This is a genomic window from Allobosea sp. GW821-FHT03A12 (assembly GCF_058986765.1).
Genome location: NZ_JBYSVZ010000009.1, coordinates 32,575 through 58,051 on the forward strand (window position 1 = coordinate 32,575; position 25,477 = coordinate 58,051).

Consider the following 25,477-nt stretch of genomic DNA (forward strand, 5'->3'; position numbering starts at 1 on the left):
TCCGATCAGGTTGCGTAGTAACCTGATCGCCGCGTGCTCCGGCGCGTCGGGCGCGCCCTCATTTTGTGGCAGAGTGCGCCGCGCCGGGCGGCGGCACAAAGACTTCCGCGAAATGAGAACAAGACGTCGCCCGTATGGGAGCGGCTCAGGAGCCGACGCGGCGGGCGAGCGAGCCCAGCGATTCCAGCAGGTGTTCGGTGACCGAGGCGAAGAAGCGGTCGACCGCCTCCTGCTGACGGAACGCCGGCGCGTTCCCCGGTCTGATCAGGTAGAGCGTCCGCTTCGGCGGCTGGTCCGAGATGCGCTGCATGGCGAGCTTGCCGGCGCGCAGCTCCTCGATCGCCGTACCATACGGCATCACGCTCGCCGCCACGCCGCGCACGACGAGCGCGCGCATGGCCGGGACGGATTGAGCCTCGTAGACGATGCGCAGCGGCAGCGAGAATTTCTCGGCGGCTGCCTTGAGCAGCTGCTGGACCATGTCGCGCTCCCCGGCCTGCACGAGATCATGGCTCAGGGCCTCGGCGAGGGTCACCGTCTCCGGCAGCGGCTCGTCGGCGATCGGCCGGATGAGCACCAGTTCCTCTTCGAACAGAGCCGTCCGCTCGATGCCCGGGCGCGGCTGGTCGACGCCATAGGCAAAGGCGGCGTTCAGCTCGCCGCGCTCCATCGCGGCGATGAGCACGTGGCTCAATTCCTCGACCAGGCTGAGCGCGACCGAGGGTATGCCGTTCTTGGCGTCGATCAGCAGATCGGGGCCGATCTGGAGCATGATGCTCGGCGTCAGCCCAATCGTCAGCATTTCCTGATCGTTCCCGGCCAGTGCCCGAACATCGCGCCTGGCGTCCTCGACCTCCTGCAGGATGCGCCTTGCGCGCTCCAGCAGCAGCTCGCCCGCCTGCGTCAGCACGACGCCGCGCGAATGGCGCAGCAGAAGTTCCGTCTGGAGGTTCTGCTCGAGCTGCCGGATCTGCAGGCCCAGGGCAGGTTGCGCCACATTGAGCTGCTCCGCCGCCTTGGTGATGTTCCCGACCTCGGCGATTCCGACGAAATAGCGAAGCTGACGGAGATTGATCACGGCCTCCCGGGCTTGTCTTCTTGGAGGTCATCATGCGGTGCGCTGGCAGTCGCGACAAGGCGCGGCCTGCCGCTAGCGCCCGGGCCGGAACCAGCGCTCCATGCGCTCGAGCCCTGCGAAAATGACGACGCTGACGAGGATGACGAAGACGATCGTCGCAAAGACGCCGGCGAGGTCGTAGCGCTCCGCCAGATCGTTGATCAACTGGCCGAGCCCGCCGAAATTGATCAGGAACTCGACGCCGATCAGATTGATCAGCGCGAAGACGAGCCCGAGGCGAACGCCGACGAAAATGGTCGGGATGGCCGCCGGGAATTCGATCTTCCAGAACTGCTGCGAGGGCGTGAGATTGTAGCTCAGCCCGACATTGATCAGGCTCTTCCTGACGCCCTTCAGCCCTTCCAGCGTCTTCAGGATGACCGGAGCGAGCCCGGCCACGAAGCCCATCGCGATGATCGTGGCGGCGCTGCGCCCGAAGATGACGAGGAAAAGCGGATAGGCCAGCACCACCGGGGCGGCCGCCACGGCCGCCACCCAGGGCTCGGTCGCGAGTGCGAGAATGCGGACCTTGTAGAGCAGCACCCCGAGCGAGATGCCGACGATCGAGACGAGCACGCTTGCGGCCAGCGCCTCGCTGCCCGTCATCATCAACCGCTCCAGCAACTGTTCCTCGGCGAACAGCCGGCCGAAGCTGCCGAGCACCGCCGAGGGCAAGGGGATGACGAACTGGTTGAGGAGGCCGAGCAGCAGCAGGATCTCGACCACTCCCAGGGCGAGGCCGACCGTGGCAAGGCCGATCGCAAGCGGCGGGATCGCAGCGAGCCGCATGGCTCAAGCCTTCCTGCGGCGGGCACCCGCCTCGGATTCGGCCATGCCGCGCGAGGCCTCTTCGCGCAGATCGTTCCAGATCTCGGCGACATGGCGGCCGAAGGCCTCGCTGCCGACGACATCGCCCGTGCGCGGCCGTGGCAGCCGGATGTCGACGATGCGCTTCACCTTGCCGGGGCGGAAGGTCATGATGATGACCCGGTCGGAGAGCTGCACGGCCTCGGTGATATTGTGGGTGATCAGCAGGGTGGTCTGCTTCAACTCCTCCTGAATTTTCAGGACCTTGTCGCCGAGCAGCAGGCGGGTCTGCTCGTCCAGCGCGGCGAAGGGCTCGTCCATCAGCAGGATCTTTGGCTCGAACACCAGCGTGCGGGCAATGGCGACGCGCTGGCGCATGCCGCCGGAGAGCTCGGCCGGGTAGCGCTGCTCGAAGCCGTTCAGGCCGACCATGTCAATGAAGTGCCGCGCCCTCTCGTGGCGCTCGGCCTTGCGTACGCCCTTGACCTCGAGCGGAAAGGCGACGTTGTCGAGCACCGTCCGCCAGGGAAAGGTCGATTCCTCCTGGAAGACCATGCCAATCGACGGATGCGGGCCCGAGATCAGGTCGCCGCCGACGCTGACCTTGCCCTCGTAGCCGCGCACCAGCCCGCCCAGGATGTTGAAGACGGTCGACTTGCCGCACCCCGACGGACCGATGATCGAGACGAACTCGCCGCGTTCGACCGAGAACGACATGTCGTCGACGGCGGTGACGGCGCCCTCGCGCGTCTCGAACCGCATCGTCACGCCGTCGATGACCAGGTCGGCCTCCTTCACGGTCTCGGCAAGACGCAGTTTGGCGGCCGCAGCGGGCATTGTGTGCTCATCCCTTGGCTGGCCGTCGCTCATCGCCTCGCCCCTTGTGCAACTGCGCCAGCAGTTGAACGGCGCCCGGCACGAAGGCGCCTGAAGCGGCGGAAGCCCGACTGAGTCGGCGGCATGTCATCCTTCCCTCGCGCAGCCGTCTTCGTTGGAGTCCGCAGCCTACGCAGCCGCCACGTTAGTGACGCGGCGCGGGCAAGGTCCAAGATTATCTTGCTTGGCCAGTCAAACTTTTCAGGATGGGCAGGTGGGGCGGGCTATCGGGGGCGTCATTGCCACCTATATTTGGCCGGCCCTGATATTCGGAGACAAGGCGATCGTGGCGACGACAGGCGACGAGGATGGCAGGCCGCCCGAAATGGCGCACGGTCTGCCGTTCGAGAGCAGTGTTGGCTACCAGCTGCGGATGGCGAACCGCGCGACCCAGCGCTATCTGCAGAGCAAGATCGAGCCGCACGGCGTCACCACCGGCATGTGGTATTTCCTGCGAGCTCTCTGGCAGGAGGATGGGCTGACCCAGCGCGAATTGTCCCGCCGGATCGGCACGATGGAGCCGACGACGCTGACCGCGCTGGCCGCCATGGAGAAGGCAGGCCTCGTCAGCCGCGAACGCGATCTGCAGGATCGGCGCAAGCTGCATGTGCTGCTGACGCCGAAGGGCCACGCGCTCAGGGGCGAGCTCCTGCCGCTGGCGCAGGAGGTCGTCCACAAGGCGACGGCCGGCTTCACGCCGGAGGATAAGGCCCGTTTTCTCGGCTATCTCGCCGCAGTCCAGCGCAATCTTGCCGATGTGCCTGATCCTGACGAGGCCGTCTGAGCAGTTCCTCGTTCAGCCCTTCGGCGTTTGCCCGGCATGGCGCGTCATGCCGGCGGCCATCGCCGGGTTGTAGCCTGGCATGACCCGGGCATCGATCAGGACCGATGCGCCGGCCTTGGCTGCCTTCACGGCCTCGGCGACCGCGTCACGCAGCGCAGCGACTGTCCGGACCGGACCGATGCCTGTGAGACCCTGGGCCCTGGCGATCGCGGCGATGTCGATATCGGGCTCGTCGATGCGCTGGCCGATCCACTTGTTCTCGACCGGCCGCTGGCGCTGCTTCGCAACGCGCTCCTGATGGATCTCGTCATTGTAGAAGGAGCGGTTATTCGAGACGATCGCGACGAAGGGCAGCTTGTAATGCGCCGCCGTCCACAAGGCGGAGGCTGCCATCATGGTGTCGCCGTCGCCCAGGACCGCCACCGGGAGCCGGCCCGAGCCCTTGAGCGCCAGCGCCGCGCCGATCAGCATGCCTGGCCCCGAGCCGATGCCGGCTCCACCATCGATGCCGAGATAGTCGAGCGGGTGTCGAAAGTGCCAGGCCTCGGTGGCCCAGCCGAGCGGCAGGCGGACCAGGCTGATCACCTCGTCCCGCAGTGCCTCGCCCATGGCTGCGGCGAGCGAGACGACGTCCAGCGGGCGTTCGCCGTCGAAGGTCAGCGCCGGCAAGGTGGGGAGGATGGCCGGCGCTGAGCCGGAGCCGGCTCCCAGCTCGTCAGCGATCAGGTGCATGGTCGCATCGGGATCGGCGGCGAGATGGAGATCGGCTGGTGCGAGCGCCTGGTGATCCATGCTCCAGCCATTGTGGAGATGGTGGTCCAGGGAGACGTTGATGACGCGGGCCGACAGGGTGCTGTCGGCCTGGCGCAGGGTGCCGCCGAGATCGACCCAGTCGAAGGCGAGGATGACGTCAGCGGCGCGGATGGCGTCGACCGCCTGCGCATCGAGGAAGAAGGACGGCTTGGCCGCGTGCAGCGGGTGCTCCGTCGGGAAGACGGCTGCAGTCTTGATGTCGGTGAGGACGGCAGCGCCGAGATGCTCGGCGAGTGCGACGCGGCGGCCCCAGTCGCCTTCCGAGCGCGACATCCGGCCGAACAGGATGAGCGGCGTCTTCGCGTTCCGTAGCAGCTCCGCTGCTCGCCTGATCTCGGCGGCGGCCGGGGCGCTCGGCGAAGCCACGGCGAAGCGTTTCGGGTCAGGGAGAGGCGGCATCTCCTCGAGCCGCTTCTCCTGCATCGAGACATCGAGGCAGACATAGGTCGGGGCCTGCGGCGCACTGCGCGTGAGGTTGGTCGCGCGGATCAGCGCGTCGATCGTGGCCGCCACCGAGACGGGCTGGTCGTCCCATTTCACATAAGGCCGGATCAGGGCGCCCTGGTCCTTGGCGGTGTGCAGCCAGTCGATCCAGGGCCTGCGCTCGGCCGCGTCGACCGGGCCGGTCGCGCCGAGGATCAGCATCGGCACGCGATCGCACCAGGCGTTGTAGATCGCCATCACGCCATGCATCAGGCCGACATTGCTGTGCAGGATGACGCCCATCGGCTTGCCCGTCACCTTGGCGTAGCCATGGGCGACGGCGACGGCATGTTCCTCATGCAGGCACAGCAGCATCTGCGGCTGCTGGTTGCCGAGATGGTTGACGAGGCTGTCGTGCAGGCCGCGGAAGCTGGAGCCGGGGTTCAGCGCGAGATAGGGGATGTCGAGCGCCCGAAGCATCTGCGCGACGACGTCGCTACCCCAGATGCCATTGTCGCTCGATGCAACGGGCACATCGATACCGGACAGTGTCAGGTCGTTCATGGCGTTTCCTCGTATGGATTTTAGAACGACGATGCACCAGCTGCCTGGGCAGCGATTGCGATCGTCCCTGAAGCCTCAGCCCGGTAGCTTCAGGCTGACATGGATGTTCTTTTCCTGGGTGAAGGCGATGAGCTCGCCGAGGCATTCCTCGCGGCCGATGCCGGACTGCTTCCAGCCGCCGAAGGGCGTGCCCAGGAAATGCTTGGCGACCTCGTTGACCCAGACGAAGCCGGCCTCCGCCGCCAGCGCGGTGCGGTGCGCCTTGACGAGGTCGTTGGTCCAGATCGAGCAGGTCAGGCCGTATTCGACGCTGTTGACCGTCTCCAGCATCTGGGCCTCGTCGCTCCAGGGCATGACGGAGAGAACCGGGCCGAAGATCTCCTCGCGCGCGATCCGCATCTGCGGCGTCACATCGGCGAAGATCGTCGGCTCGATATAGAAGCCCTTGGTTAGCCTGGGATCGTCCGGCACGCGGCCACCGCAGACCAGCCTCGCACCCTCAGCCTTCGCCGAGGCGATGAAATCGAGGATGCGGGCATGCTGTTTCGCACTGACGATCGCGCCCATGGTCGTGGCCTCGTCCGTGGGAATGCCGGGCACGAAGCCGGACAGCTTTTCCGGCAGCCGGGCGAGCACGGCGTCGTAGATGTCGCGGTGGATGAAGGCCCGGCTGGTCGAGCCGCAGGACTGGCCGCACCAGGTGAAGTTCATGCCGGCGACGACTGCGGCAGCGACCCGCTCCGGGTCGGCGTCGGCGAAGGCGATCAGCGCGTTCTTGCCGCCGAGTTCCAGCAGCACCGGCTTGATCGTGTCGCTCGCCGCCTTCATCACGGCGCGGCCGGCCTGGACGCTGCCGATGAGCGCGACCTTGTCGACGCCGGGATGGGAGGCGAGGGCGGTGCCCGCTTCTCGCCCGCCGGGCACGACGCTGAGGACGCCCTCCGGCAACAGGCCGCCGATGAGCTCGGCCAGTCTGAGCGAGGACAGCGGTGCCTGCTCCGGCGGCTTGATGATGACGGCGTTGCCGGCCGCCAGCGGCGCCGCCATCTTGCCGGCGCAGAACATGAAGGGGTGGTTGAAGGCGAGGATGCGGGCGACCACGCCGAGCGGCTGGCGCACCGTGAGGTTGATCGCATCGGGCCCCATCGGAATGGTGTCGCCCTTCATCTCGGTGACGAGGCCGCCGAAGAAGTCGAGCTGTGCCGCGGCTATACCGGCGTCACCGATCATCTCGCGCACCGGATTGCCGCAATTGGCGGCGTCGAGCGCGGCGAGTTCGCGGGCATTGTCGCGGACGACGGCCGCGATCGCCTTCAGGATGCGCCCGCGCTCGAGCGGCGGCACCTGGCGCCATATCCTGAAACCCGCCCGCGCCGCCGCGACCGCAGCATCGACATCGGCTGCGGAGGCCTCCGCGACATCGCAGATGGGCTCGTTCGTGCCGGGGTTGAGCGTCGCGACATAGCGTCCCGACAGCGGATGGCGCCAGCTTCCGCCGATATAGAGGCTGCGGCCGGTCGGCGCGGGCTTGTCGAGCATGGCTGGTCTCACGGCAGGGGTGCGCTCGGCGCGAACACTCGCGCACGCACAGGCCGCGTTCAAAGACTTTCCCGCTTTGGCCGCGATGCCGGAAAACTACTTCGCAGTTGCGAGAGGTTGCCGGTCAGCCCCGCGCAGCGGCCATCTCGGCTTCGGTCTCGTCCTGCTCCATCCCGTCGAGCACCGCGACCTCCTCGCTCGAGGCGCCGAGCTTGCGCCAGTCCTCGCTCTTGGGAACGATGCCCTGATAGGAGCGCAGCTTGGCCTGCGGGATATGCGGCCCGATCAGGCCGATGGCCCCGCTGCCGGCGGCGTGCTTGCGCGCGGCATCGATCATCACGCGGCGGAACTGGACGATGGCGATGTCGCTGGCGCCCAGGCGCTCGCTGGTGCGGTCGGCGATCGGCCCCATCGATTCCCACATCATGATGTCCTGGTTCGGGATCCCCGGCACGCCGGTGAAGTCCCCAAGCTTCATCGCCTTGCGGTCCTGCAGATAATTGTTCGCCTTGTTGCGCAGCATCGGCTTGTAGGTCTTGTCGAGGTCGATGCCGACCTGTGCGACGCAGAACTTGCGCCAGCTCTCCTGGTCGATGCAGTCGTCATTGCCCCAGGCGATGAAGTGGAAATAGCTGGATACATCGTCCTTGGGCACGATCACCGTGGCGACGTTATAGGAGGCGTTGGGCGGGATCAGCGCCGCGAAGGGCGCGACGAAGACCGTCAGCCGGATGTAGTCATGCGTCTGCGCGTTGACGATCGGCCGCCGGATCGCGGCGTAGCGGAAGCCGTAATTGGTGAGCTGGACCTGGATGCGCGGGTTCTTGTCGGTCGATGGCCGTGTCCAGTGCGTCGCGGTCGTGCCCGCCGTGGTCACGCGGGCGGGCTTCATGTCGGATGAATGCAGGCTGGAGGAATGGGCGGAATCGATCTGCCCTTCCATGATCTGCGCCCAGTTGCACGGCAGGTCGATCTTCACGATCGAGACCTTGGCCTCAGGCGTCGGGGCCCAGGCCGGTGGCTCGAACTCCGGCATCAGCTCCTTCGGCCCCATATAGACCCAGATGAAGCCGCCGGCTTCTTCAGTCGGATAGGCCTTGTGCTGGACCTTCTCGGCGAAGCCGCTTTCAGCCGGCTCTGAGACCATCTCCAGCACCTTGCCGTCCACGTCGAACTTCCAGCCGTGGTAGAGGCAGCGCAAACCGCATTCTTCGTTGCGCCCGAAGAACAGCGAGGCCTTGCGGTGCGGGCAGAACTCGCCGAGCACGCCGATACGCCCGTCGGTGTCGCGGAAGGCGACGAGATCCTCGCCGAAGAGCCGGACGCGAACCGGCGCACCATCGCTCTCGACCAACTGCTCCGAGAGCAGCGCCGGTATCCAGTGTCGCCGCATCAGCCCGCCCATCGGGGTGTCGCCTTCGACGCGGCAGAGCAATTCGTTCTCTTCACGGGTGAGCATGCGGACCCCTCCCAAGCTGCGGCACGGACTAGCCAACGGCAAATTACTTAGATATCTAAGCGTATGACTAGTCCGGTTCGAAACGCTTGTCGAGAGCGGCTCGCGGAGGGGAACATGACCGAGGAAGCGGCGACCATCAGGGTCACGATCGCGGACAAGCAGATGGTCGCGGAGGACATCTGCCTGTTCGAGCTGCGCCCGGCCGACGGGGAGGCGCTGGCGCCGTTCACGCCCGGCGCCCATCTCGGCGTCAGGATCCCCACTGGCGAGATGCGGAAATACTCGCTCTGCAACGACCCCGGCGAGTCCGATCACTACCTCATAGCCGTCAAGAGGGAGCTCGGCGGGCGCGGCGGCTCGATCAGCCTGGTCGACAGAACGCATGTCGGCGACGAGATCGCAATCACGGCGCCCCGCAACGACTTCGCGCTGAAGCCCGGTCCGTCCAGCTACATCTTCATCGCCGGCGGCATCGGCATCACGCCGATCCGCGCCATGATCAGGCATCTGCTGGCGACGCAGGCGAAGCCGTTCAGGCTCTACTACTTCACGCGCAGCCCGGAGATGATGGCTTTCCGGGACGAGTTCCTGACGCCGGAGTTCCGCGGCAGAGTGGTGATCCACCATGATGGCGGCGACCCGGACAAGGCCTATGATCTCTGGCCGATCCTGGAGGAGCCGAAGGGGGCCCATCTCTATTGCTGCGGGCCGCGCGGATTGATGGAAGCGGTGCGCGACATGACCGGGCACTGGTCCTCGGCCGCCGTGCATTTCGAGGATTTCGGTGCGGCCAGGGCTCGGCCGGAAGACAATGCGCCGTTCACGGTCGTGCTGGCGAAAAGCGGCGAGCGCTTCGACGTGCCGGCCGACAAGTCGATCCTGGAGCGGCTGCGGGAGGCCGGCAAGGTGCTGCCCTCATCCTGCGAAAGCGGCACCTGCGGCACGTGCCGGACGCGGCTCGTCTCGGGAGAGCCTGACCATCGCGATCTGGCGCTGGCCGAGCATGAGCGCGCCCGCAACATCATGATCTGCGTGTCGCGGGCGAGGTCCGCCGAACTCGTGCTCGATCTCTAGGGGGCCGTGATGACTGAACCGCTACGTCTGGGTGTCGTCGGATTGGGACGCGCCTTCATGCTGATGCTGCCAACCCTGGCGCATCACCCCCTCGTGCGGCTCGTCGCCGCCGCCGACCCGCGCGAGGAGGCGCGCCGGCAGTTCGAGCGCGACTTCTCCCGGGCGGATGCACCGGCGCGCAGCTATGACAATGTCGAGGAACTCTGCGCCGACGACGGGGTCGAGGCACTCTACATCGCTTCGCCGCATCAGTTCCACGTCGCCCATGTCCGCCTCGCGGCGGCCCATGGCAAGCACGTCCTCGTCGAGAAGCCGATGGCGCTGACCATCGCCGACTGCCGGGCGATGATCGAAGCGGCCGATGCCGCCGGAGTGCACCTCCTCGTCGGGCACAGTCATTCCTACGACGCGCCGTATCTCAAGGCGTCGGAGCTGATCCGTTCAGGGCGGTTCGGCCGGGCCCGGATGATCACGGCCTCGAACCACACCGATTTCCTCTACCGGCCGCGCCGGCCGGAAGAGCTCGACACCGCGCAGGGTGGCGGCGTCGTGTTCAGCCAGGGTGCCCATCAGGTCGATATCGCGCGGCTGCTCGGTGGCGGGCTGGTCTCGACCGTGCGGGCCACCACCGGCCGGTTCGATCCGGCGCGCCCGACGGAAGGCGCCTATCAGGCGCTCCTGGTTTTCGCGGACGGAGCCAGCGCGACGCTGACCTATAGCGGCTATGGTCGCTATGACAGCGACGAGCAACTCGGCTGGGTCGGCGAGATGGGCCAGCGGCGCGATCCCGAGAGTTATGGCACGGCGCGTCGCGGATTGATCGGGGTCTCGACGCCGGAGGAGGAGGCCGCGCTCAAGAACACTCGTACCTATGGCGTGGCCAAGAGCTCCGTGGCGCCGCTGTCGGCCACTCTCGGGCACAATCATTTCGGCCCGATCACAGTCTGCTGCGAGCAGGCCGACCTTCGTCCATTGGCGGAAGGGGTGATGGTCTATGCCGACGACCGCCGCTGGCTGGAGGTGCTGCCGGCGCCGACCGTTCCGCGTGCCGAGGTCGTCGACGAGCTCCATGCTGCCATCCGGGCCGGCATTGCACCCCTGCACTCCGGCGCATGGGGCATGGCGACCCTCGAAACCTGTCTCGCGATCCTGGAATCGGCGCGAACCGGCCGCGAGATCGTGCTCCAGCACCAGGTCGCGCCGGGCTGAGCCGGCGTGATGGCTCAGCTAGCGCCGGTCGGCCGGCTCCTCCGGAGCGGGATTGTTGGCGTTCGACGCGAGGATCGCGATCGTGTCCTGCTCGGCGGCGGCGGCGCTCTTGTAGCGGGGAGCAGTGGTGACCAGCGGGCGCTCTGCATCGGCCGGGTAATAGATCTCGATCGCGAAGCGGCCAGTAACCTCATCCTCGACAGGTTCGATGCGAATGAGCGGCATCGCGAGTTCTCCGGTGGTTCTGGCAGGCGCGTCCCTCGTAGGACTAGAGCGTGCAACACGGATCGGGTCCAAGACAAAAAGGCTTCATCTGCCAGGCATTTTATGGCCGGCCCGAGAGAGCGCGGCGGGCTCCAGGCGATTCCTCGCGACGTTTGTGGTGTCGGAAAGAGCAGAAGTCTCGCGGTGTCGAGGCCGTTGGCAATATCGAGGAAATTGGCTGGTGCTGCGAGAGGATTGAACACTATTCGCACTTACCAGAACCCCCGATTCCATCGGGACTTTCGTCTCGCCCGCGGCGGGTTTGTGTACCACCAACGAGCGCTAAACTAAGCCACTGACAAGGATGTTGTCTCAAGGTGCAATGGGTCTGTCGCCTAGGCGCAAGCAATTTCAATGAGTTGTAGAAGTCTGTGCTTTTGATCATGTCACTACGGTGCGGTGAAACTGTCACTTAGCGAACTCGCCGTAGCTGAGCTACAGGCAAAGAAAAGCCCGGCAGTTTGAGCCGGCGGGCCACAAAGATTCATTCGATTTTTGGAGCTATTGGAACTCGATCTGTGCGATTTCTGACCGTCGATGGAATTTAACCTGAAACCTGTCCTTGGAGAATTCGGGCTTTACATCATTCCTGGCGAGGGCACTTTTAACGCTCGAATATGCTATGGATCTGGATCGAGAAATCTCGGCGAGCGTGCGATAGGCCTTGTTGAAATCCTCAATTGCGACGAGCGGGACAACGCGAGCCGGACGTCGGCTTTTAGGAAGGAGCCGAAGCGCGGTCAGGCGATGCGAGCCGATTCACAATTTCACTTGCACTATCGCGCACCAAGCTGCCGCATGCAGAGGCCTTGCAAGGAAATGCACTTAAAATAAGCAATAATTTTCCAATTGTATGCAAATGCCGACGCAGCAAGCTGTTTGAGGGAGAGTAGGCGCTCGTCACCACGCGGCTTTGACCCGGCACGGTAACTGCATTGTCCCGTCCTGAGATCAGGCGTTCGGAGGCCTCGAAGGGTTCCGGCAATCCAGGAGAGCACAATGGCTATCACGCGTCGCGCGGCTATCGCTGGAGGCTTGGCGGCTCCCTTTATCATGAGGCAGGGCGCGAGTGCGCAGGCGCCGAGCCGCAGCGAGACTTTGCTGCTCGTACAGGAATATGGACCCAACAGCCTGGACATGCAGGGTATCGGCTCGTCCCAGCCGGTGAACGGCGTTGCGCTGAACTGCTACGATCGCCTGCTGCGTTTCAAGCCCGTACCCATCCCCGGCGGCGGCGGCCATCAGGTCGCGATGGGTGAGCTCGAAGGCGAGCTGGCGGAGAGCTGGCAGCTCGCCTCCGACGGCATGAGCTGCACCTTCAAGCTGCGCGACGCGAAATTCCATTCCGGACGCCCGGTGACGGCGAAGGACGTGAAATGGTCGCTCGACCGGGCCTGCATGATCGGCGGCTTCGCGACGACCCAGATGAATGCCGGCTCACTGGAGAAGCCCGAGCAGTTCGTCGTCGTCGACGACAAGACCTTCCGCGTCGATTTCATCCGCAAGGACAAGATGACGCTGCCAAACCTGGCCGTGACGATCCCCTTCGTGTTCGACTCCGAGCTCGCCATCCAGAACAGCGGCGGGGACCCGCACGCCAAGGAATATCTGAAGAACAACATAGCCGGCTCGGGTGCCTACAAAGTCGAGAGCTGGAAGCCGGGCGTCGAGACGATCTATGCCCGCAACGATGCCTGGGCCTGCGGTAAGTTGCCGCAACTGCGCCGCATCATCGCGCGCGACATCGCCTCGCCCGCGACGCGCCGGGCGCTAATGGAGCGCGGCGACGCCGATGTCTCCTACGGCCTGCCGCCTAAGGATTTCAAGGACCTGCTCGACGCCGGCAAGGTCAATGTCGTCGGCGTGCCGATCCCGAACGGCGTTTGGGGCTGCTATCTCAACACGCAGGTCGGCCCGTTCAAGGATGTGCGGCTGCGCCAGGCGGTCGCCTGGGTGATGCCCTATGAGAAGATCCTGCAGGCCTCGCTGTTCGGGCGCGGCGTCGACATGTCGGGCGGCACGACGCCGAAAGTCGCCTGGCCGCAGCCCTTCCCCTACAAGACCGACGTGGCCAAGGCCAAGGCACTGGTCGATGCTGCCGGCGGCCCCTTCTCGACAACGCTGTATTTCGACGCCGGCAACGCCACTGTCGCCGAGCCGATGGCCGTTCTGATCAAGGAGGCACTGGCGTCGATCGGCATCACCGTCGAGATCAACAAGGTGCCCGGCGCGAATTTCCGCACCGAGATCGCCAAGAAGACCAACCCGATGGTGCTGAACCGCTTCGCGGGCTGGCTCGACTATCCCGATTACTACCTGTTCTGGACGATGCACGGCAACAATTCGATCTTCAACATCGCCGCCTACCAGAACCCGGCACTGGACAAGCTCGTCGACGCCGCCCGCTTCGCGCCCGACAAGGCCGCCTACGACACCAATGTCACCGACTTCATCAAGCTGGTGAACGCGGAAGTACCGATGGTGCCGATCAACCAGCCGACCCATGACGTCGCGTTGCAGAAGTCGATCGGCGGCTACCAGTTCCAGCCCTGCCGCGAGCCGGACTTCCGCTACCTGACCAAGGCGTGACCCGGTGGCGGCGCCTCTCCCGTCATTGCGAGGAGGCAAAGCCGACGAAGCAATCCAGGAGCGGCGACGCGAGACCTCTCGATTGCTTCGCTTCGCTCGCAATGACGGCGCGGTTCCAGCGCGAGATTCCATTCAAGGGGCTCCATCATGCTGCGCATGATCATCGCGCGGCTGAGGACGACGATCCCGTCGATCCTCGGCGTCATCATCGTCACCTTCCTGCTGACGCGCGTGTTGCCCGGCGACACGGCCGCCTATTTCGCCGGGCCAGCGGCGACGCCGCAGGCGATCGCCGAGATCCGCAGCAAGCTCGGGCTCGACCAACCGCTTCCGGTGCAATTCGTCGCCTATGTCGGGGCTCTGGTGAAGGGCGACCTCGGCCAGTCGCTGACCACCGGCCAGCCGGTGACGGCCGATCTCGCCCAGCGCCTGCCGGCCTCGGCCGAGCTGACGCTGTTCGGCCTGCTGATCTCGATGGCGATCGCATTGCCGCTCGGCGTGCTCGCGGCGGTCAGGCAGGGCTCCTGGATCGACCATCTCTGCCGCATCATCGCGACGGCAGGGGTCTCCCTGCCGGTCTTCTTTACCGGCCTGCTGCTGGTCTATGTGTTCTACTTCATCCTCGGCTGGGCGCCGGCGCCGCTTGGCCGGCTCGATGCCTTCGCCTCCGAGCCGCCACGTGTCACCGGCTTCCTGCTGATCGACAGCGTGGTCGCGCGCGATCCTGAGACCTTCCGCGCCGCGCTCTCCCAGATCGCACTGCCGGCACTGACGCTGGCGATCTTCTCGCTGGCGCCGATCACGCGGATGACGCGCGCTTCGATGCTCGCCGTGCTCGGCGCCGATTTCGTCCGCACCGCGCGCGCAAGCGGCCTGTCCTCGCGGACGGTGATCGGCACCTATGCCTTCCGCAACGCCATGCTGCCGGTCGTCACCACGCTCGGCATGGTCTTCTCCTTCCTGCTCGGCGCCAATGTCCTCGTCGAAAAGGTCTTCGCCTGGCCGGGCGTCGGCTCCTATGCGGTCGAGGCGCTGATCGCCTCGGACTATGCGCCGATCCAGGGCTTCGTCCTTACCATGGCGATCCTCTACGTCGCCCTGAACCTCGCGATCGACATCCTCTACGGCGTGATCGATCCGCGCGTGCGGCTGGAAGGCTGAGCCGATGAACGACATGAGCAAGGTCGAGCCGCCGCCGCTGCGCTTCGAGGCCCCGCCCTCGACCTCGCTGCTGGCGCATGCCAGGCACGTCGTCTCGGAGAACCCGGTCACGGGGCTAGCCTTCGGCCTGTTCGCGCTGATCCTGTTCGCCGCGATCTTCGGGCCGTCTATCGTGCCTTATGACCCGCTGGCGTCGAACACCAACTCGGCGCTGCAGGCGCCGAGCGCTGCCCATTGGTTCGGCACCGACCAGCTCGGCCGCGACATCTTCAGCCGGGTCGTCGCCGCGACGCGGCTCGACTTCACCATTGCCGTCGCCTCGGTCGCGCTCGTCTTCCTGCTGGGCGGGCTCGCCGGCGTCGCCGCCGGCTTCTTCGGCGGTTGGGTCGACACGATCGTCGGGCGCATCGCCGATACGATCATGGCCTTCCCGCTCTTCGTGCTCGCCATGGGCATCGTCGCGGCGCTCGGCAATTCGGTGACCAACATCGTGATCGCCACGGCGATCATCAACTTCCCGCTCTACGCCCGCGTCGCCCGAGCCGAAGCCAATGTCCGGCGCGGAGCCGGCTTCGTCCAGGCGGCGCGGCTCTCCGGCAATTCGGAATGGCGATTGCTGCTGACCCAGATCGTGCCGAACATCATGCCGATCATGGCGGTGCAGATGTCGCTGACCATGGGCTATGCCATCCTCAACGCCGCGGGCCTGTCCTTCATCGGCCTCGGCGTGCGCCCGCCGATGCCAGAATGGGGGATCATGGTGGCGGAAGGCGCGAGCTTCATTGTCTCGGGCGAGTGGTGGATCGCCTTCTTCCCCGGGCTCGCGCTGATGACAGCGGTGTTCTGTTTCAACCTGCTCGGTGACGGCGTGCGCGACCTTGTCGACCCGCAGCGGAGGAGCTGAGCGATGACCGCCACCCCGCTCCTCGACGTCAAGAACCTCACGGTCGAGTTCGCGACCCGCCGCGGCAAGGTCCAGGCGGTGAAGTCGATCGACATCAGCGTCGGCAAGGGCGAGACCGTCGCTATCGTCGGCGAGTCCGGCTCAGGCAAATCCGTCACCTCCTATGCGGTGGTGCGCATCCTCGACCGTGCCGGCCGCGTCGCCGAAGGCTCGATCGGCTTCTCGGGCATCGATCTCGTCGGCGCAAGCGAAGCGCAGATGCGCGACCTGCGCGGCCGCGAGATCTCGATGATCTTCCAGAACCCGCGCGCCGCGCTGAACCCGATCCGCAAGGTCGGCAAGCAAATCGAAGACGTGCTGCTCCAGCATGTCCAGGCGACACGGGCGACGGCGCGGAAGAAGGCGATCGAAGCGCTGGAGAAAGTGCGGATCGCGCGGCCTGAAGAACGCTACGACGCCTACCCCTTCGAGCTCTCGGGCGGCATGTGCCAGCGCATCGTGATCGCGCTCGCTCTCGCCTGCCAGCCGCAGTTGTTGATCGCGGATGAACCGACGACCGGCCTCGACGTCACCACGCAGAAGGCTGTGATGGATCTCATCGTCGAGCTCACCCGCGAGCGCGGCATGTCGACGATCCTGATCACCCACGATCTCGGCCTCGCAGCCGCCTATTCCGACAAGGTGGTGGTGATGGAGAAAGGCCGCGTCGTCGAGACCGCCGCCGCCGCCGAGATCTTCCGCAATCCGCAGCACCCCTATACGCGCCGCCTGATGCAGGCGACGCCGCGGGTCGGAATGACCCTGCGCGACTTGTTGCCGGAGGCTACGGCGCGGTCGCCAGCATCTTCCCGGGGCCACGCGCCCGCTGACGATGCTGCGCCGCCGCTGCTCGTCGTCGAGAATCTGGTCAAGGAATATCCGCGCCCGGCAGCGGGCTCCTTCCTTGGAAAGCTGACCGGCAAGTCCGAGCCGGAAAAGCCCGCCTTCCGCGCCGTCGACGGCATTGGTTTCACGGTCAGGCGCGGGGAGACGCTCGGCCTCGTCGGCGAATCCGGCTGCGGCAAGTCGACGACGTCGATGATGGTCAACCGGCTGCTCGATCCGACCTCTGGTCGCATAGTCTTCGACGGACAGGACATCGGGTCGATCCCGGCCAGGCAGTTCGCGCTGACCCCGCTGCGCCGGCGCATTCAGATGGTGTTCCAGGACCCGACCGACAGCCTGAACCCGCGCTTCACCGCCGAGCGCGCCATCCTCGATCCGATCCTGCGCATGGGCACAATCCGCGGCCGGGACGCATTGCGGGTTCGCTGCGAGGAACTGGCCGGGCTGGTTGGCCTGCCGGTCGAGCTGATCGACCGCTTCCCGCACCAGCTCTCTGGCGGGCAGAAGGCCCGCGTCGGCATCGCCCGCGCCATCGCCCTCGACCCCGACCTCGTCATCCTCGACGAGCCAACGGCGGCGCTCGACGTATCTGTGCAGGCGGTGGTGCTGAACCTGCTCGAGGATCTGAAGCAGCGCCTCGCCATGAGCTACATCTTCGTCTCGCACGATCTCAACGTCGTGCGCCTGCTCTGCGACAGGGTGATCGTGATGCGCAGCGGCAAGATCGTCGAGGAAGGTACGGCCGAGGCGGTATTGGGCACGCCGCAGGCAGACTATACCAAGGAATTGCTGACCGCGATCCCGCATCCGCCGCTGTGAGCGGGAAGATGGGTTGCGCAAGAAGGCGATGACGGGATGAGGAAACGCCGATGAAGATCAACGACCCGGCCGTGCTGGCCGAAGCCGAGGCGGCTTTCGCCGAGTACGAGCGCGCGCTGACGAGCAACGATGTCGCGACGCTCGACCGGCTGTTCAAGGATAGCCCGGCCACGCTGCGCTATGGCGTCGCCGAGAACCTCTACGGCCATGCCGAGATCGCCGCCTTCCGCTCGGCGCGCTCGCCGGCCGGTCTCGAACGCACATTGGAGCGCACCGTCATCACCAGCTATGGCGAGTCGATGGCCACCGCCAACACCCTGTTCCGCCGCGACTCGATGGTCGGAAAGGTCGGCCGCCAGAGCCAGACCTGGGTGAAGTTTCCCGAAGGCTGGCGGGTTGTCGCAGCCCATGTCAGCGTGATCGCGGAGTGAGCCCGACCTGCCGGCACAGCGCCGCGCCATGACGCTGCGGCTCACGCCTGCTAAGAATCGCAAGGCGAATCTGCCGCTCCGGACGCAATCGATGCCGCGCCAAGCCGTCCTTTCCGACAAGCCGAAGCAGGCGGCGCAGCCGCGCACCAGGACGGAGACGCTGCGAGCCACGCTCGCCGACGAGATCGTCTCGGGCATGCTTGAGCCCGGTACGCCGCTGGACGAGCAGGAACTCGCCGCCCGGTTCGCCGTCTCGCGCACACCGGTCCGGGAAGCGATCCGCCAGCTTTCCAGCTCGGGCCTGGTTCGGGTCCGGCCGCATCGCGGCGCCGTCGTCGCTCTGCCGACGCCGCGCGAGCTCAACGACATGTTCGAGGCGATGGCTGAGCTCGAGGCACTCTGCGCCGGCCTCGCCGCTCGCAACATGACGGTTGGCGAGCGCCGTGGCCTCGAGACGCTGCACGAGGCGTTGCGCCTGCTCGTCCAGAAAGGCGATCCGGCGGATTACCACGCGAAGAACGAGGCCTTCCACACGGCAATCTACGCTGGGTCGCACAATAGCTATCTGGCGGAGTTGGCCCTGATGACACGGGCTCGAGTCTCGCCCTTCCGCCGCGCCCAATTCCGCGCCACGGGCCGTCTGGGCGGCTCCTATGCCGAGCATGACCTGATCGTGCAGGCAATCCTGCGCGGCGATCAGTCAGGTGCATCGGCAGCGATGCGGGCCCATATCGGCATCGTGCGCGATGCGTTCCGCAGCTATGTGGAAGCCGCGAGCAACTAGGCCGCGTTCGCCTGTGCCGTGACGAAAGCGCGCCAGCCGCCGAAATCGCTGACATCGCGGGCTCCATTCGTGGCGATCGCCTCGCAAAGGAAGCCCTTGACCCGCGTGCCGTCGGCGAGCGCAACCGTGCCGATGCCGAGCGGGGCGGGGATGCCGGCGACGAAGCTGCCGAAGCCGGCGACCGGCAGCGACCAGACTTCGAGCGCGATCGGCGCGCCTTCTTCGGGGCTTACCCGCAGCAGGCCGGGCCGCGCTGGCGGTCCGCCCGGCAGGGCGAAGAGGCGATAATCCGCGGTGGTCGTCGTGGCGCGCAGGAAGCTGCCGCCGAGCGCTGTCAATTCGCCGTTGAGCGGCATGCCGGCGAGATGGGCGCCGACGACGCCGATCTCGATCATGCCGGGACCGGCAGCCGGAATGGCCGCAGGAGCAGGATACGGTGCGCCGATCGCGCCAAGCGGCAGCCCGGACGCAGCGTGGAACGCGCGGCCAATCCCGGCCAAGGCGGCGTCGTGCCCGCTCGGTGCGATGAAGGTGACCCCGCTCGCCGTCCCGTCGGCGGCGAGGCTGGCGGGCACGGCGAGTGCGCAGAGATCGAGCAGGTTCACGAAATTGGTGTAGCGGCCGAGCATCGAGTTGGCGCCGATCGGGTCGGCGGCCATTTCCGCAAGCGTTACCGGTCGCGGCGCCGTCGGGACCATCAACGCGTCGAGCCCCTCCAGCGCGGCGCGCGCGCTGAGCGCGAGCTCGGCCAGGCGATAGCGGGCGGCGAAGGTGGCGGCCGCATCGGGCAAGGGCTTGCCGGCGATGACCGCGCGGATCACCGGCAGGATCGCATCGGGCGCGCGTTCATGGAGATCGCGGATGGCGAGCCAGCGCTCGGCGACCCAAGGCCCATCATAGAGGAGCTTCGCCGTCTGGTAGAACGGCGTCATGTCGATCGGCACGATCTCGGCGCCGAGGCTCTGTGCCCGCCCGCGCGCCTGCTCGAAGCTTGCACGCGCCCCTTCATCCCCGGCGAAGTCGAGATCCTGCTCGCGCGGCACGCCGAGCCGCTGCCGCGGCGGGTAGGCGCCGAGCCGTCCGAATGGGACGGGCCGGGAGAACGGGTCGTTCGCATCCGGGCCGGCCAGAGCCTGCAGGACGAGCCAAGCGTCCTCGACCGTCAGTGCGAAGACGGAAACGCAATCCAGCGTGCGGCAGGCCGGCACGGCGCCGGCTGTCGGGACGAGGCCGAGGCTGGGCTTGAGGCCGACGAGATTCTGTAGGCCGGCCGGGATGCGGCCCGAGCCTGCGGTATCAGTGCCGAGCGCGACCGGGACAATGCCAGCGGCGACGGCGCTGGCCGACCCTGAGCTCGAGCCGCCGGGAACGAGATCGGCACGCAAAGCGTTACGCGGTGTCCCGTACGGCGAGCGGGTGCCGTTGAGGCCGGTCGCGAACTGGTCGAGATTGGTCTTGCCTATGATGATCGCGCCGGCCGCCCTCAGACGTGCAACGGCGCTGGCGTCCCGGCTTGGGGTATAGGCATAGGCCGGGCAGGCGGCGGTCGTCGGCAGGCCGGCGACATCGATATTGTCCTTCACAGCGACCGGCACGCCCCAGAGTGCACGGCCTTGCGGACCTTCCGCCTGCAGGCGCTCCGCCTCTGCCAGCGCCTCCGCCTCGGGCTTCAGACTGATGAACAGCGCCTCGTCGCCATGGGCGCGCAGGCGGGCATAGCTTGCGGCGATCGTCTCGGCGAGCCTGCGGCTGCCGTCGTGATGGCTGGCGAGGATGCTGGTCAGCGTCGGCACGAGGTCATATCCGTTTCTTAGGTCAGCCTATTAAACAGGCAGTTTCTTAGTCATTGCATGCAAAGATTATGCACCTTGCCAGCTCGAAGCTTGGCGAGGCGCGTGCCGCATGGTCCGGCGCGGTCTTCCACGCGAGGACGCGGCGTCGAATCCGGTCGGTTTCGTCGACGATTTCAAAGCCATTGCCGGTCCTTCCGGATCCTTGTGCTGTCCAGCCCGACAGGAATGCCGGCAGGCACAGCCCTTGCAAAGCCTGTTCCGTCAGCCCTGACGGAGGCAGCCATGAGCCGCTCCGAGATCGCCGCGAAGCCATTCCCGCTCAGCATCGACCTGGCACGCGCCGCGCTCGTGATCATCGACATGCAGCGCGACTTCCTCGAGCCCGGGGGCTTCGGCGCGGCGCTCGGCAACGACGTCTCTTTACTGATGGCGGCGGTCGAGCCCTGCCGGCGTATGCTCGCTGGCGCGCGCGCCGCCGGCATGCTCGTCATCCACACCCGCGAAGGCCACCGGCCCGATTTGTCGGACGCGCCGCGCGCCAAGGTCGAGCGCGGCGCGCCCGAAAAGCGCATTGGCGCACCGGGCCCGATGGGCCGCATCCTGGTCCGCGGCGAGGCCGGCCACGACATCGTCCCGGCGCTGGCGCCACTCGCCGACGAACCGGTGATCGACAAGCCCGGCAAGGGCGCCTTCTACCAGACCGATCTCGACCTGATGCTGCGCAACCGCGGCATCGAGACCTTGCTGGTCTGCGGGGTCACCACCGAGGTCTGTGTCCACACCACCGTGCGCGAGGCCAATGACCGCGGCTATCGCTGCCTGGTGCTGGCGGATGCCTGCGCCTCCTATTTCCCCGAATTCCACGAGGTCGGGCTGCGCATGATCGCGGCCCAGGGCGGGATCTTCGGCTGGGTTTCGACGACGGACACGGTGCTGGCGGCGCTCGCCGCGCAGGACCAGGCGGCCTGACGCAAGGAGGGGGAGATGGCGACGACTACCGCGACAACAGTCTCACCGAAGCTCTGGGCGCCGGGCGACTGGAACGCCCTGTTCGGCTTCGGCACAAATATCCTCGTCAACCTGCTGGTGTTGACCGGCCTGCTGCAATTCGTGCTGAAGATGCCGAGCCAGATCGTCTTCGGGCGCATCCTACCGGCGCTCGGGCTGATGATGCTGCTCTCGACTGGCTACTACGCCTGGCTCGCCTGGAAGCTGGCGAAGGAGACCGGCCGCGACGATGTCTGCGCGCTGCCTTCGGGTATCAGCGTGCCGCACATGTTCGTCGTCACCTTCGTGATCATGCTGCCAATCGCGAGCATGACCGGCGATCCGGTCAAGGGCTGGGAGGCTGGCTTGGTCTGGGTCTTCTTCCAGAGCTTCATCCTGATGATCGGCGGCTTCATCGCGCCGCTCGTCCGCAGGATCACGCCCCGCGCCGCCCTGCTAGGCACGCTCGCCGGCGTCTCGATCGCCTTCATCTCGATGCGGCCGGCGCTGGAGATCTTCCTGACGCCGGCGATCGGGCTGACCTGCCTCGCCATCATCCTGGTGAGCTGGTTCGGTGGCGTGCGCTATCCGCGCGGCGTACCGGCCGGGCTCGTCGCCATCGCCTTCGGCATGGCCATCGCCTGGGGCGCTGCGCTGCTCGGGCTCGACGTCGGCGGCATGAGTCTCGCCAAGCTAGGAGCGGCCTTCGCCAATTTCGGCTTCGCGTTGCCGCTGCCGGCCTTCGACCATGTCTTCTCCGGCTTCACCTATCTCGGCATCATCCTGGTGACGGCCATCCCCTTTGGCATCTACGACCTCGTCGAGGCGATGGACAATGTCGAGAGCGCGGAAGCCGCGGGCGACCACTATCCGACGACGCGCGTTCTGACCGCCGACGGCGTCGTCTCGCTGGTCGGCTGCCTGATGGGCAACCCCTTCATCAACGCGGTCTATATCGGCCATCCCGGCTGGAAGGCGATGGGCGGGCGCATCGGCTATTCGGCCGCGACCGGCGTGATCGTCGCCGCGCTGTGCTGGTTCGGCGTCGTCGCGCTTTTGCTCGCTCTGGTGCCGATCGTCGCGATCTCGCCGATCCTGCTCTATATCGGCATGCTGATCGGCGCGCAGGCCTTCCAGACCACACCCGCCAGCCACGCCCCCGCCATCGTGCTGGCGCTGACGCCGCATCTCGCCGCCTGGGCCAAGGTACAGATCGACGGCGCGCTCGGCGCGGCCGGCACCAATGCGGCCACTGTGGGTATCGACAAGATGGCCAATATGGGCGTGCTCTATCACGGGCTGGAATTGATGGGCGGTGGCGCCATCCTCTCCGGCCTCGTGCTGGGCGCGATCGCGGTCTTCGTGATCGAGAAGCAATTCCTGAACGCGGCTGCGTTCTCCGCCGCTGGCGCAGTGCTGACCTATTTCGGCCTGATGCATGGCGAAGCGATCGGAATCGGCAAGGGGCTTGGCGTGACGCCCTCGATCAGCCTGGCCTATGCCATGGTCGCCGGCTTCTTCTGGCTTTGCGCGCGTCAGCTCGCTGGGGAAAGGGCGTCGAAAACGATGACGAGCGAGCCGCATGCTCGCCTGGAGCCGGCGGAATGAGCGAGGCGAAGCGAGAGTTCGATGCGGCGGGCCATCTCGATGCGATGGCGCCTTCGCTGGGGCTCGCGATCACGGCGGAGCAGCGCGAGGGCGTGATCTGCTTCCTGGCCGCGGCGGAGGCGATGGCGAAGATCGTGGAGAGGGCGCCGATCGCCGAGGACTCGCTCGAACTCGCGCCGATCTTCCGGCCTGGGCGGGCTTGGCCGGAGGAGACTTTGTGAGCATCGACGTCTTCGCGCCGGCGCATCGGATCGCCGCGCAAGTCAGATCGGGCGCGATTGACGCCAAGGCCGTGACCCTCGCCTTCCTCGAGCGGATCGAGAGGGTCGACCGAAAGGTCAACGCCTTCACCGATCTGACGGCCGCGCGCGCGCTCGCCCAGGCGGCGGCGCTCGACAGGGCCCGCACCGCTGGCGAGCCGCTCGGCCCGCTCGCCGGCGTGCCCTTCGCCGCCAAGAACTTGTTCGACATAGCAGGCCTGCCGACACGGGCCGGCTCGAAGATCAACCGCGAACGGGCACCCGCCAGCCGCGACGCCGTACTGATCGAGCGGCTGACGGCCGCAGGGGCGGTGCTGATCGGCGGGCTCAACATGGGCGAATACGCCTATGACTTCACCGGCGAGAACGTCCATGACGGGCCTTGCCGCAACCCGCATGATCTCTCGCGCATGGCGGGGGGCTCGTCCTCGGGCTCCGGTGCGGCGACGGCGGCCGGCATGGCGCCGATCTCGCTGGGATCGGACACGAATGGCTCGATCCGCGTACCATCCTCGCTGTGCGGCGTGTTCGGCCTGAAACCGACCTATGGCCGTCTGCCGCGCACGCGCAGCTTTCCGTTCTGCGACTCGCTCGACCATCTCGGCCCCTTCGCGCGCGACGTCACAGACCTCGCTCTCGCCTACGATCTGCTGCAAGGGCACGATGCGGATGACCCGGCCTGCGCGGGGCGACCAGCCGAGCCGGTCTCGGCGCGGCTGGCCGAGGACGTGACGGGGCTGCGGATCGCCGTGGCGGGCGGACATTTCGCCACAGAGGGCATGCCGGAAGCTGCCGCGGCGGTCGGTGCCGTCGCTCGCGCGCTCGCCGTGACGCGGACCGTCGCGCTCGATGGCGCGCCGATCGCGCGGGCAGCCGCCTTCCTGATCACCAATGTCGAGAGTTCGACGCTCCATCTCGGGCGCCTGCGGGAACGGGCTGATGATTTCGACCCCGATACACGTGACCGTTTTCTGGCCGGAGCTATGTTGCCCGCGGCCTGGTACATTCAAGCGCAACGGGCGCGCCGCTGGTTTCATGACCAGATGATGCGGGCGTTCGAGGAAGTCGACCTGATCATCGCCCCCGCGACGCCCTGTCCGGCTCAGCCGATCGGACAGAAGACGCTGGAGTTGAGAGGCGAGATCGTGCCGTTACGCCCCAGTCTCGGAATATTCACTCAGCCGATTTCCTGCATCGGTCTGCCAGTTGCGGCGGTGCCGGTCACTGGAGGCAAGCTGCCAATCGGCGTCCAGCTGATCGCTCCGCCCTGGCGGGAAGACATTTGCCTGAAAGCCGCCTTCGTCCTGCAAGAGAGGGGAGTTTGCAGCGCAGAGCCGCCGAAAGCCATTTGATGATGCCTCCGAACGGTTGAATGGCGCCTGAAGCTGCATCTGTTCAGGGCACTTTCCAGCTCGACGATCATCGATTTCACGCGCGGCGGTGGGCGTCACCACTTCTTTCCCAGAAGATCCTTCAGCGCGACGATGTCGAGCATCGCATCGGCCAGCATCCGCTTCAGCTTGGCATTCTCGTCCTCGAGCGTTCGCAGGCGCCTGGCCTCCGACACCTCCATCCCGCCGAACTTCGCCTTCCACTTGTAGATGCTGGCGTCGCTCACACCGTGCTTGCGACACAGATCGGCGACCGCGACCCCGGACTCCTGTTCCTTCAAAATCGCAATGATCTGCTCTTCCGAAAAGCGGCTGCGCCTCATGCTCTGGTCCTCAAAATGGGCCAGAAAGAACTTCAAACCGGATTAGGACCGAGGGGCAACGTCAAGGCCACCACCGAACGCTTCGATCCCGATACCGGCAAGATCTCTGAAGGCTGATCAAAAAACGAAAGCGGCGATATGCAGAGGGCGCCGATTGGGGACCTCTGCACATCGTCTCGCGACTCTACCACTGGCCTGGTTTTGCTCAGCCCCGCTGGCCTGGAATCCCGCCGCCGCTGACATTAACCGACTGTCCACAGAACCGGCAGCAGGCCGAAGTTCTTATGTGGGAAACAGGAACGTCAGACCGGCCCTGGCTCCGAAGCCCTTAGGGCCTGATTGAGGCGTGATGGCGTAGTAGCGCACGCCCGCAAACAGGCTGATCGGCTGCCCCCCGATTTTGACGAGCTTCGAGACCACCGCATTGACCGGCACGGTCAGCTTGTCGTTGGTCCAATCATAGGTCGCCTCGGTATTGAGCGCGAATGTCCAGGCATCGGCCGTCGTATAGGACACGAATGGCTGCACGAATGTCATGTTGATCGGCCCAGCTCCGCCACGGGTCGCTCCCATGCCTATGTTGCGCTTGTGACGTCGGCTTTCAGGCAAAGAG

General features: G+C 66.3%; 21 protein-coding genes and 2 pseudogenes. 13 read left to right on the forward strand and 10 right to left on the reverse strand.

All coding sequences use genetic code 11. The annotated features are described in order from the left end of the window. Positions 1 to 145 precede the first annotated feature (145 nt). From AC3WLC_RS28950 to AC3WLC_RS28960, 3 genes are all read right to left on the reverse strand, one after another. The gene (locus AC3WLC_RS28950; RefSeq protein WP_493687353.1) at positions 146 to 1,078 is read right to left on the reverse strand and encodes a LysR family transcriptional regulator; all 933 of its coding nucleotides are present in this window, start codon (positions 1,076 to 1,078) and stop codon (positions 146 to 148) included. A 72-nt stretch (positions 1,079 to 1,150) separates the two neighbouring features. Beyond that, on the reverse strand, positions 1,151 to 1,906 hold the full coding sequence (locus AC3WLC_RS28955) for an ABC transporter permease (RefSeq protein ID WP_493687354.1): 756 nt from the start codon (positions 1,904 to 1,906) through the stop codon (positions 1,151 to 1,153). A 3-nt stretch (positions 1,907 to 1,909) separates the two neighbouring features. Next, entirely contained in the window at positions 1,910 to 2,761 is an 852-nt protein-coding gene (locus AC3WLC_RS28960; RefSeq protein ID WP_493687355.1) for an ABC transporter ATP-binding protein, read from the reverse strand. A gap of 325 nt (positions 2,762 to 3,086) precedes the next feature. On the opposite strand from AC3WLC_RS28960, the gene AC3WLC_RS28965 reads away from it, so the two are divergent. Next, a complete protein-coding gene (locus AC3WLC_RS28965; RefSeq protein WP_493687356.1) occupies positions 3,087 to 3,584 on the forward strand; it encodes a MarR family winged helix-turn-helix transcriptional regulator in 498 nt (165 codons plus the stop codon). Between the two features lie 12 nt (positions 3,585 to 3,596). Here AC3WLC_RS28965 and AC3WLC_RS28970 read toward each other — a convergent pair whose 3' ends face one another. From AC3WLC_RS28970 to AC3WLC_RS28980, 3 genes are all read right to left on the reverse strand, one after another. After that, positions 3,597 to 5,384 (reverse strand): thiamine pyrophosphate-binding protein, encoded by a 1,788-nt coding sequence (locus AC3WLC_RS28970; RefSeq protein WP_493687357.1) that lies wholly within the window; start codon positions 5,382 to 5,384, stop codon positions 3,597 to 3,599. Positions 5,385 to 5,459: 75 nt separating this feature from the next. Continuing rightward, positions 5,460 to 6,923, reverse strand: coding sequence for an aldehyde dehydrogenase family protein (locus AC3WLC_RS28975; RefSeq protein WP_493687358.1), 1,464 nt, complete (start codon positions 6,921 to 6,923; stop codon positions 5,460 to 5,462). A gap of 124 nt (positions 6,924 to 7,047) precedes the next feature. Beyond that, entirely contained in the window at positions 7,048 to 8,382 is a 1,335-nt protein-coding gene (locus AC3WLC_RS28980; protein WP_493687359.1) for a Rieske 2Fe-2S domain-containing protein, read from the reverse strand. Between the two features lie 114 nt (positions 8,383 to 8,496). Here AC3WLC_RS28980 and AC3WLC_RS28985 point away from each other — a divergent pair, with 114 nt between their 5' ends. Next, a complete protein-coding gene (locus AC3WLC_RS28985) occupies positions 8,497 to 9,456 on the forward strand; it encodes a PDR/VanB family oxidoreductase (protein WP_493687360.1) in 960 nt (319 codons plus the stop codon). A gap of 9 nt (positions 9,457 to 9,465) precedes the next feature. Then, the gene (locus AC3WLC_RS28990) at positions 9,466 to 10,665 is read left to right on the forward strand and encodes a Gfo/Idh/MocA family oxidoreductase (protein WP_493687361.1); all 1,200 of its coding nucleotides are present in this window, start codon (positions 9,466 to 9,468) and stop codon (positions 10,663 to 10,665) included. Positions 10,666 to 10,683: 18 nt separating this feature from the next. Here the strand turns inward: AC3WLC_RS28990 and AC3WLC_RS28995 are convergent, their stop codons facing one another. After that, the gene (locus AC3WLC_RS28995; RefSeq protein ID WP_493687362.1) at positions 10,684 to 10,890 is read right to left on the reverse strand and encodes a hypothetical protein; all 207 of its coding nucleotides are present in this window, start codon (positions 10,888 to 10,890) and stop codon (positions 10,684 to 10,686) included. Positions 10,891 to 11,913: 1,023 nt separating this feature from the next. Here AC3WLC_RS28995 and AC3WLC_RS29000 point away from each other — a divergent pair. The 6 genes from AC3WLC_RS29000 to AC3WLC_RS29025 all read left to right on the forward strand — a co-directional run bounded on the left by AC3WLC_RS29000 (position 11,914) and on the right by AC3WLC_RS29025 (position 18,502). Next, on the forward strand, positions 11,914 to 13,518 hold the full coding sequence (locus tag AC3WLC_RS29000; RefSeq protein ID WP_493687455.1) for an ABC transporter substrate-binding protein: 1,605 nt from the start codon (positions 11,914 to 11,916) through the stop codon (positions 13,516 to 13,518). Positions 13,519 to 13,665: 147 nt separating this feature from the next. Next, on the forward strand, positions 13,666 to 14,679 hold the full coding sequence (locus tag AC3WLC_RS29005; protein WP_493687363.1) for an ABC transporter permease: 1,014 nt from the start codon (positions 13,666 to 13,668) through the stop codon (positions 14,677 to 14,679). Between the two features lie 13 nt (positions 14,680 to 14,692). Beyond that, positions 14,693 to 15,583, forward strand: a complete 891-nt coding sequence (locus AC3WLC_RS29010) for an ABC transporter permease (protein WP_493687456.1) — start codon at positions 14,693 to 14,695, stop codon at positions 15,581 to 15,583. Positions 15,584 to 15,586: 3 nt separating this feature from the next. Further along, positions 15,587 to 17,287: a dipeptide ABC transporter ATP-binding protein gene (locus AC3WLC_RS29015; RefSeq protein ID WP_493687364.1), complete on the forward strand. Its 1,701-nt coding sequence runs from the start codon at positions 15,587 to 15,589 to the stop codon at positions 17,285 to 17,287. Positions 17,288 to 17,337: 50 nt separating this feature from the next. Continuing rightward, complete coding sequence (hpxZ, locus tag AC3WLC_RS29020) at positions 17,338 to 17,718, forward strand: oxalurate catabolism protein HpxZ (RefSeq protein WP_493687365.1); 381 nt, start codon at positions 17,338 to 17,340, stop codon at positions 17,716 to 17,718. Between the two features lie 91 nt (positions 17,719 to 17,809). Further along, on the forward strand, positions 17,810 to 18,502 hold the full coding sequence (locus AC3WLC_RS29025; RefSeq protein ID WP_493687366.1) for a GntR family transcriptional regulator: 693 nt from the start codon (positions 17,810 to 17,812) through the stop codon (positions 18,500 to 18,502). On the opposite strand, the gene atzF is transcribed toward AC3WLC_RS29025, so the two are convergent. Further along, positions 18,499 to 20,295 (reverse strand): allophanate hydrolase, encoded by a 1,797-nt coding sequence (gene atzF / locus AC3WLC_RS29030; protein WP_493687368.1) that lies wholly within the window; start codon positions 20,293 to 20,295, stop codon positions 18,499 to 18,501. The two genes, AC3WLC_RS29025 and atzF, sit on opposite strands and share 4 nt — an antisense overlap. A 282-nt stretch (positions 20,296 to 20,577) precedes the next feature. Between atzF and AC3WLC_RS29035 the strand changes: the two genes are divergently transcribed. Genes AC3WLC_RS29035 through AC3WLC_RS29050 form a run of 4 tightly spaced genes read left to right on the forward strand, consistent with a single transcriptional unit; the run spans position 20,578 to position 24,502 of the window. After that, positions 20,578 to 21,264 carry a cysteine hydrolase family protein gene (locus AC3WLC_RS29035; protein ID WP_493687369.1) on the forward strand — a complete coding sequence of 229 codons (687 nt, stop codon included), beginning with the start codon at positions 20,578 to 20,580 and terminating at the stop codon, positions 21,262 to 21,264. Positions 21,265 to 21,279: 15 nt separating this feature from the next. Next, a complete protein-coding gene (locus AC3WLC_RS29040; RefSeq protein WP_493687370.1) occupies positions 21,280 to 22,890 on the forward strand; it encodes a regulator in 1,611 nt (536 codons plus the stop codon). Beyond that, positions 22,887 to 23,111, forward strand: coding sequence for a DUF4089 domain-containing protein (locus AC3WLC_RS29045; RefSeq protein ID WP_493687371.1), 225 nt, complete (start codon positions 22,887 to 22,889; stop codon positions 23,109 to 23,111). The genes AC3WLC_RS29040 and AC3WLC_RS29045 overlap by 4 nt, the downstream gene beginning before the upstream one ends. Further along, positions 23,108 to 24,502: an AtzE family amidohydrolase gene (locus AC3WLC_RS29050; RefSeq protein WP_493687372.1), complete on the forward strand. Its 1,395-nt coding sequence runs from the start codon at positions 23,108 to 23,110 to the stop codon at positions 24,500 to 24,502. The genes AC3WLC_RS29045 and AC3WLC_RS29050 overlap by 4 nt, the downstream gene beginning before the upstream one ends. Before the next feature lie 78 nt (positions 24,503 to 24,580). On the opposite strand, the pseudogene AC3WLC_RS29055 reads toward AC3WLC_RS29050, so the two are convergent. Together AC3WLC_RS29055 and AC3WLC_RS29060 are read right to left on the reverse strand one after the other, a co-directional pair. Beyond that, a pseudogene (locus AC3WLC_RS29055) lies at positions 24,581 to 24,864 on the reverse strand (transposase); the annotation flags it as partial. A gap of 282 nt (positions 24,865 to 25,146) precedes the next feature. Then, positions 25,147 to 25,407: pseudogene (locus tag AC3WLC_RS29060) on the reverse strand (transporter); the annotation flags it as partial. Between the last annotated feature and the right edge of the window lie 70 nt (positions 25,408 to 25,477).

What these genes read in the sequence shown, in the direction of transcription:
- AC3WLC_RS29010 (WP_493687456.1), top strand. Translation starts at nt 14,693, where the DNA reads ATGAGCAAGGTCGAGCCGCCGCCGCTGCGCTTCGAGGCCCCGCCCTCG.
- AC3WLC_RS28975 (WP_493687358.1), bottom strand. Translation starts at nt 6,923, where the DNA reads ATGCTCGACAAGCCCGCGCCGACCGGCCGCAGCCTCTATATCGGCGGA.
- hpxZ (WP_493687365.1), top strand. Translation starts at nt 17,338, where the DNA reads ATGAAGATCAACGACCCGGCCGTGCTGGCCGAAGCCGAGGCGGCTTTC.
- AC3WLC_RS29005 (WP_493687363.1), top strand. Translation starts at nt 13,666, where the DNA reads ATGCTGCGCATGATCATCGCGCGGCTGAGGACGACGATCCCGTCGATC.
- AC3WLC_RS28955 (WP_493687354.1), bottom strand. Translation starts at nt 1,906, where the DNA reads ATGCGGCTCGCTGCGATCCCGCCGCTTGCGATCGGCCTTGCCACGGTC.
- AC3WLC_RS28980 (WP_493687359.1), bottom strand. Translation starts at nt 8,382, where the DNA reads ATGCTCACCCGTGAAGAGAACGAATTGCTCTGCCGCGTCGAAGGCGAC.
- AC3WLC_RS29045 (WP_493687371.1), top strand. Translation starts at nt 22,887, where the DNA reads ATGAGCGAGGCGAAGCGAGAGTTCGATGCGGCGGGCCATCTCGATGCG.
- AC3WLC_RS28960 (WP_493687355.1), bottom strand. Translation starts at nt 2,761, where the DNA reads ATGCCCGCTGCGGCCGCCAAACTGCGTCTTGCCGAGACCGTGAAGGAG.
- AC3WLC_RS28990 (WP_493687361.1), top strand. Translation starts at nt 9,466, where the DNA reads ATGACTGAACCGCTACGTCTGGGTGTCGTCGGATTGGGACGCGCCTTC.
- AC3WLC_RS29015 (WP_493687364.1), top strand. Translation starts at nt 15,587, where the DNA reads ATGACCGCCACCCCGCTCCTCGACGTCAAGAACCTCACGGTCGAGTTC.
- AC3WLC_RS28995 (WP_493687362.1), bottom strand. Translation starts at nt 10,890, where the DNA reads ATGCCGCTCATTCGCATCGAACCTGTCGAGGATGAGGTTACTGGCCGC.
- AC3WLC_RS29035 (WP_493687369.1), top strand. Translation starts at nt 20,578, where the DNA reads ATGAGCCGCTCCGAGATCGCCGCGAAGCCATTCCCGCTCAGCATCGAC.
- AC3WLC_RS29040 (WP_493687370.1), top strand. Translation starts at nt 21,280, where the DNA reads ATGGCGACGACTACCGCGACAACAGTCTCACCGAAGCTCTGGGCGCCG.
- AC3WLC_RS28970 (WP_493687357.1), bottom strand. Translation starts at nt 5,384, where the DNA reads ATGAACGACCTGACACTGTCCGGTATCGATGTGCCCGTTGCATCGAGC.
- AC3WLC_RS28985 (WP_493687360.1), top strand. Translation starts at nt 8,497, where the DNA reads ATGACCGAGGAAGCGGCGACCATCAGGGTCACGATCGCGGACAAGCAG.
- AC3WLC_RS29025 (WP_493687366.1), top strand. Translation starts at nt 17,810, where the DNA reads ATGCCGCGCCAAGCCGTCCTTTCCGACAAGCCGAAGCAGGCGGCGCAG.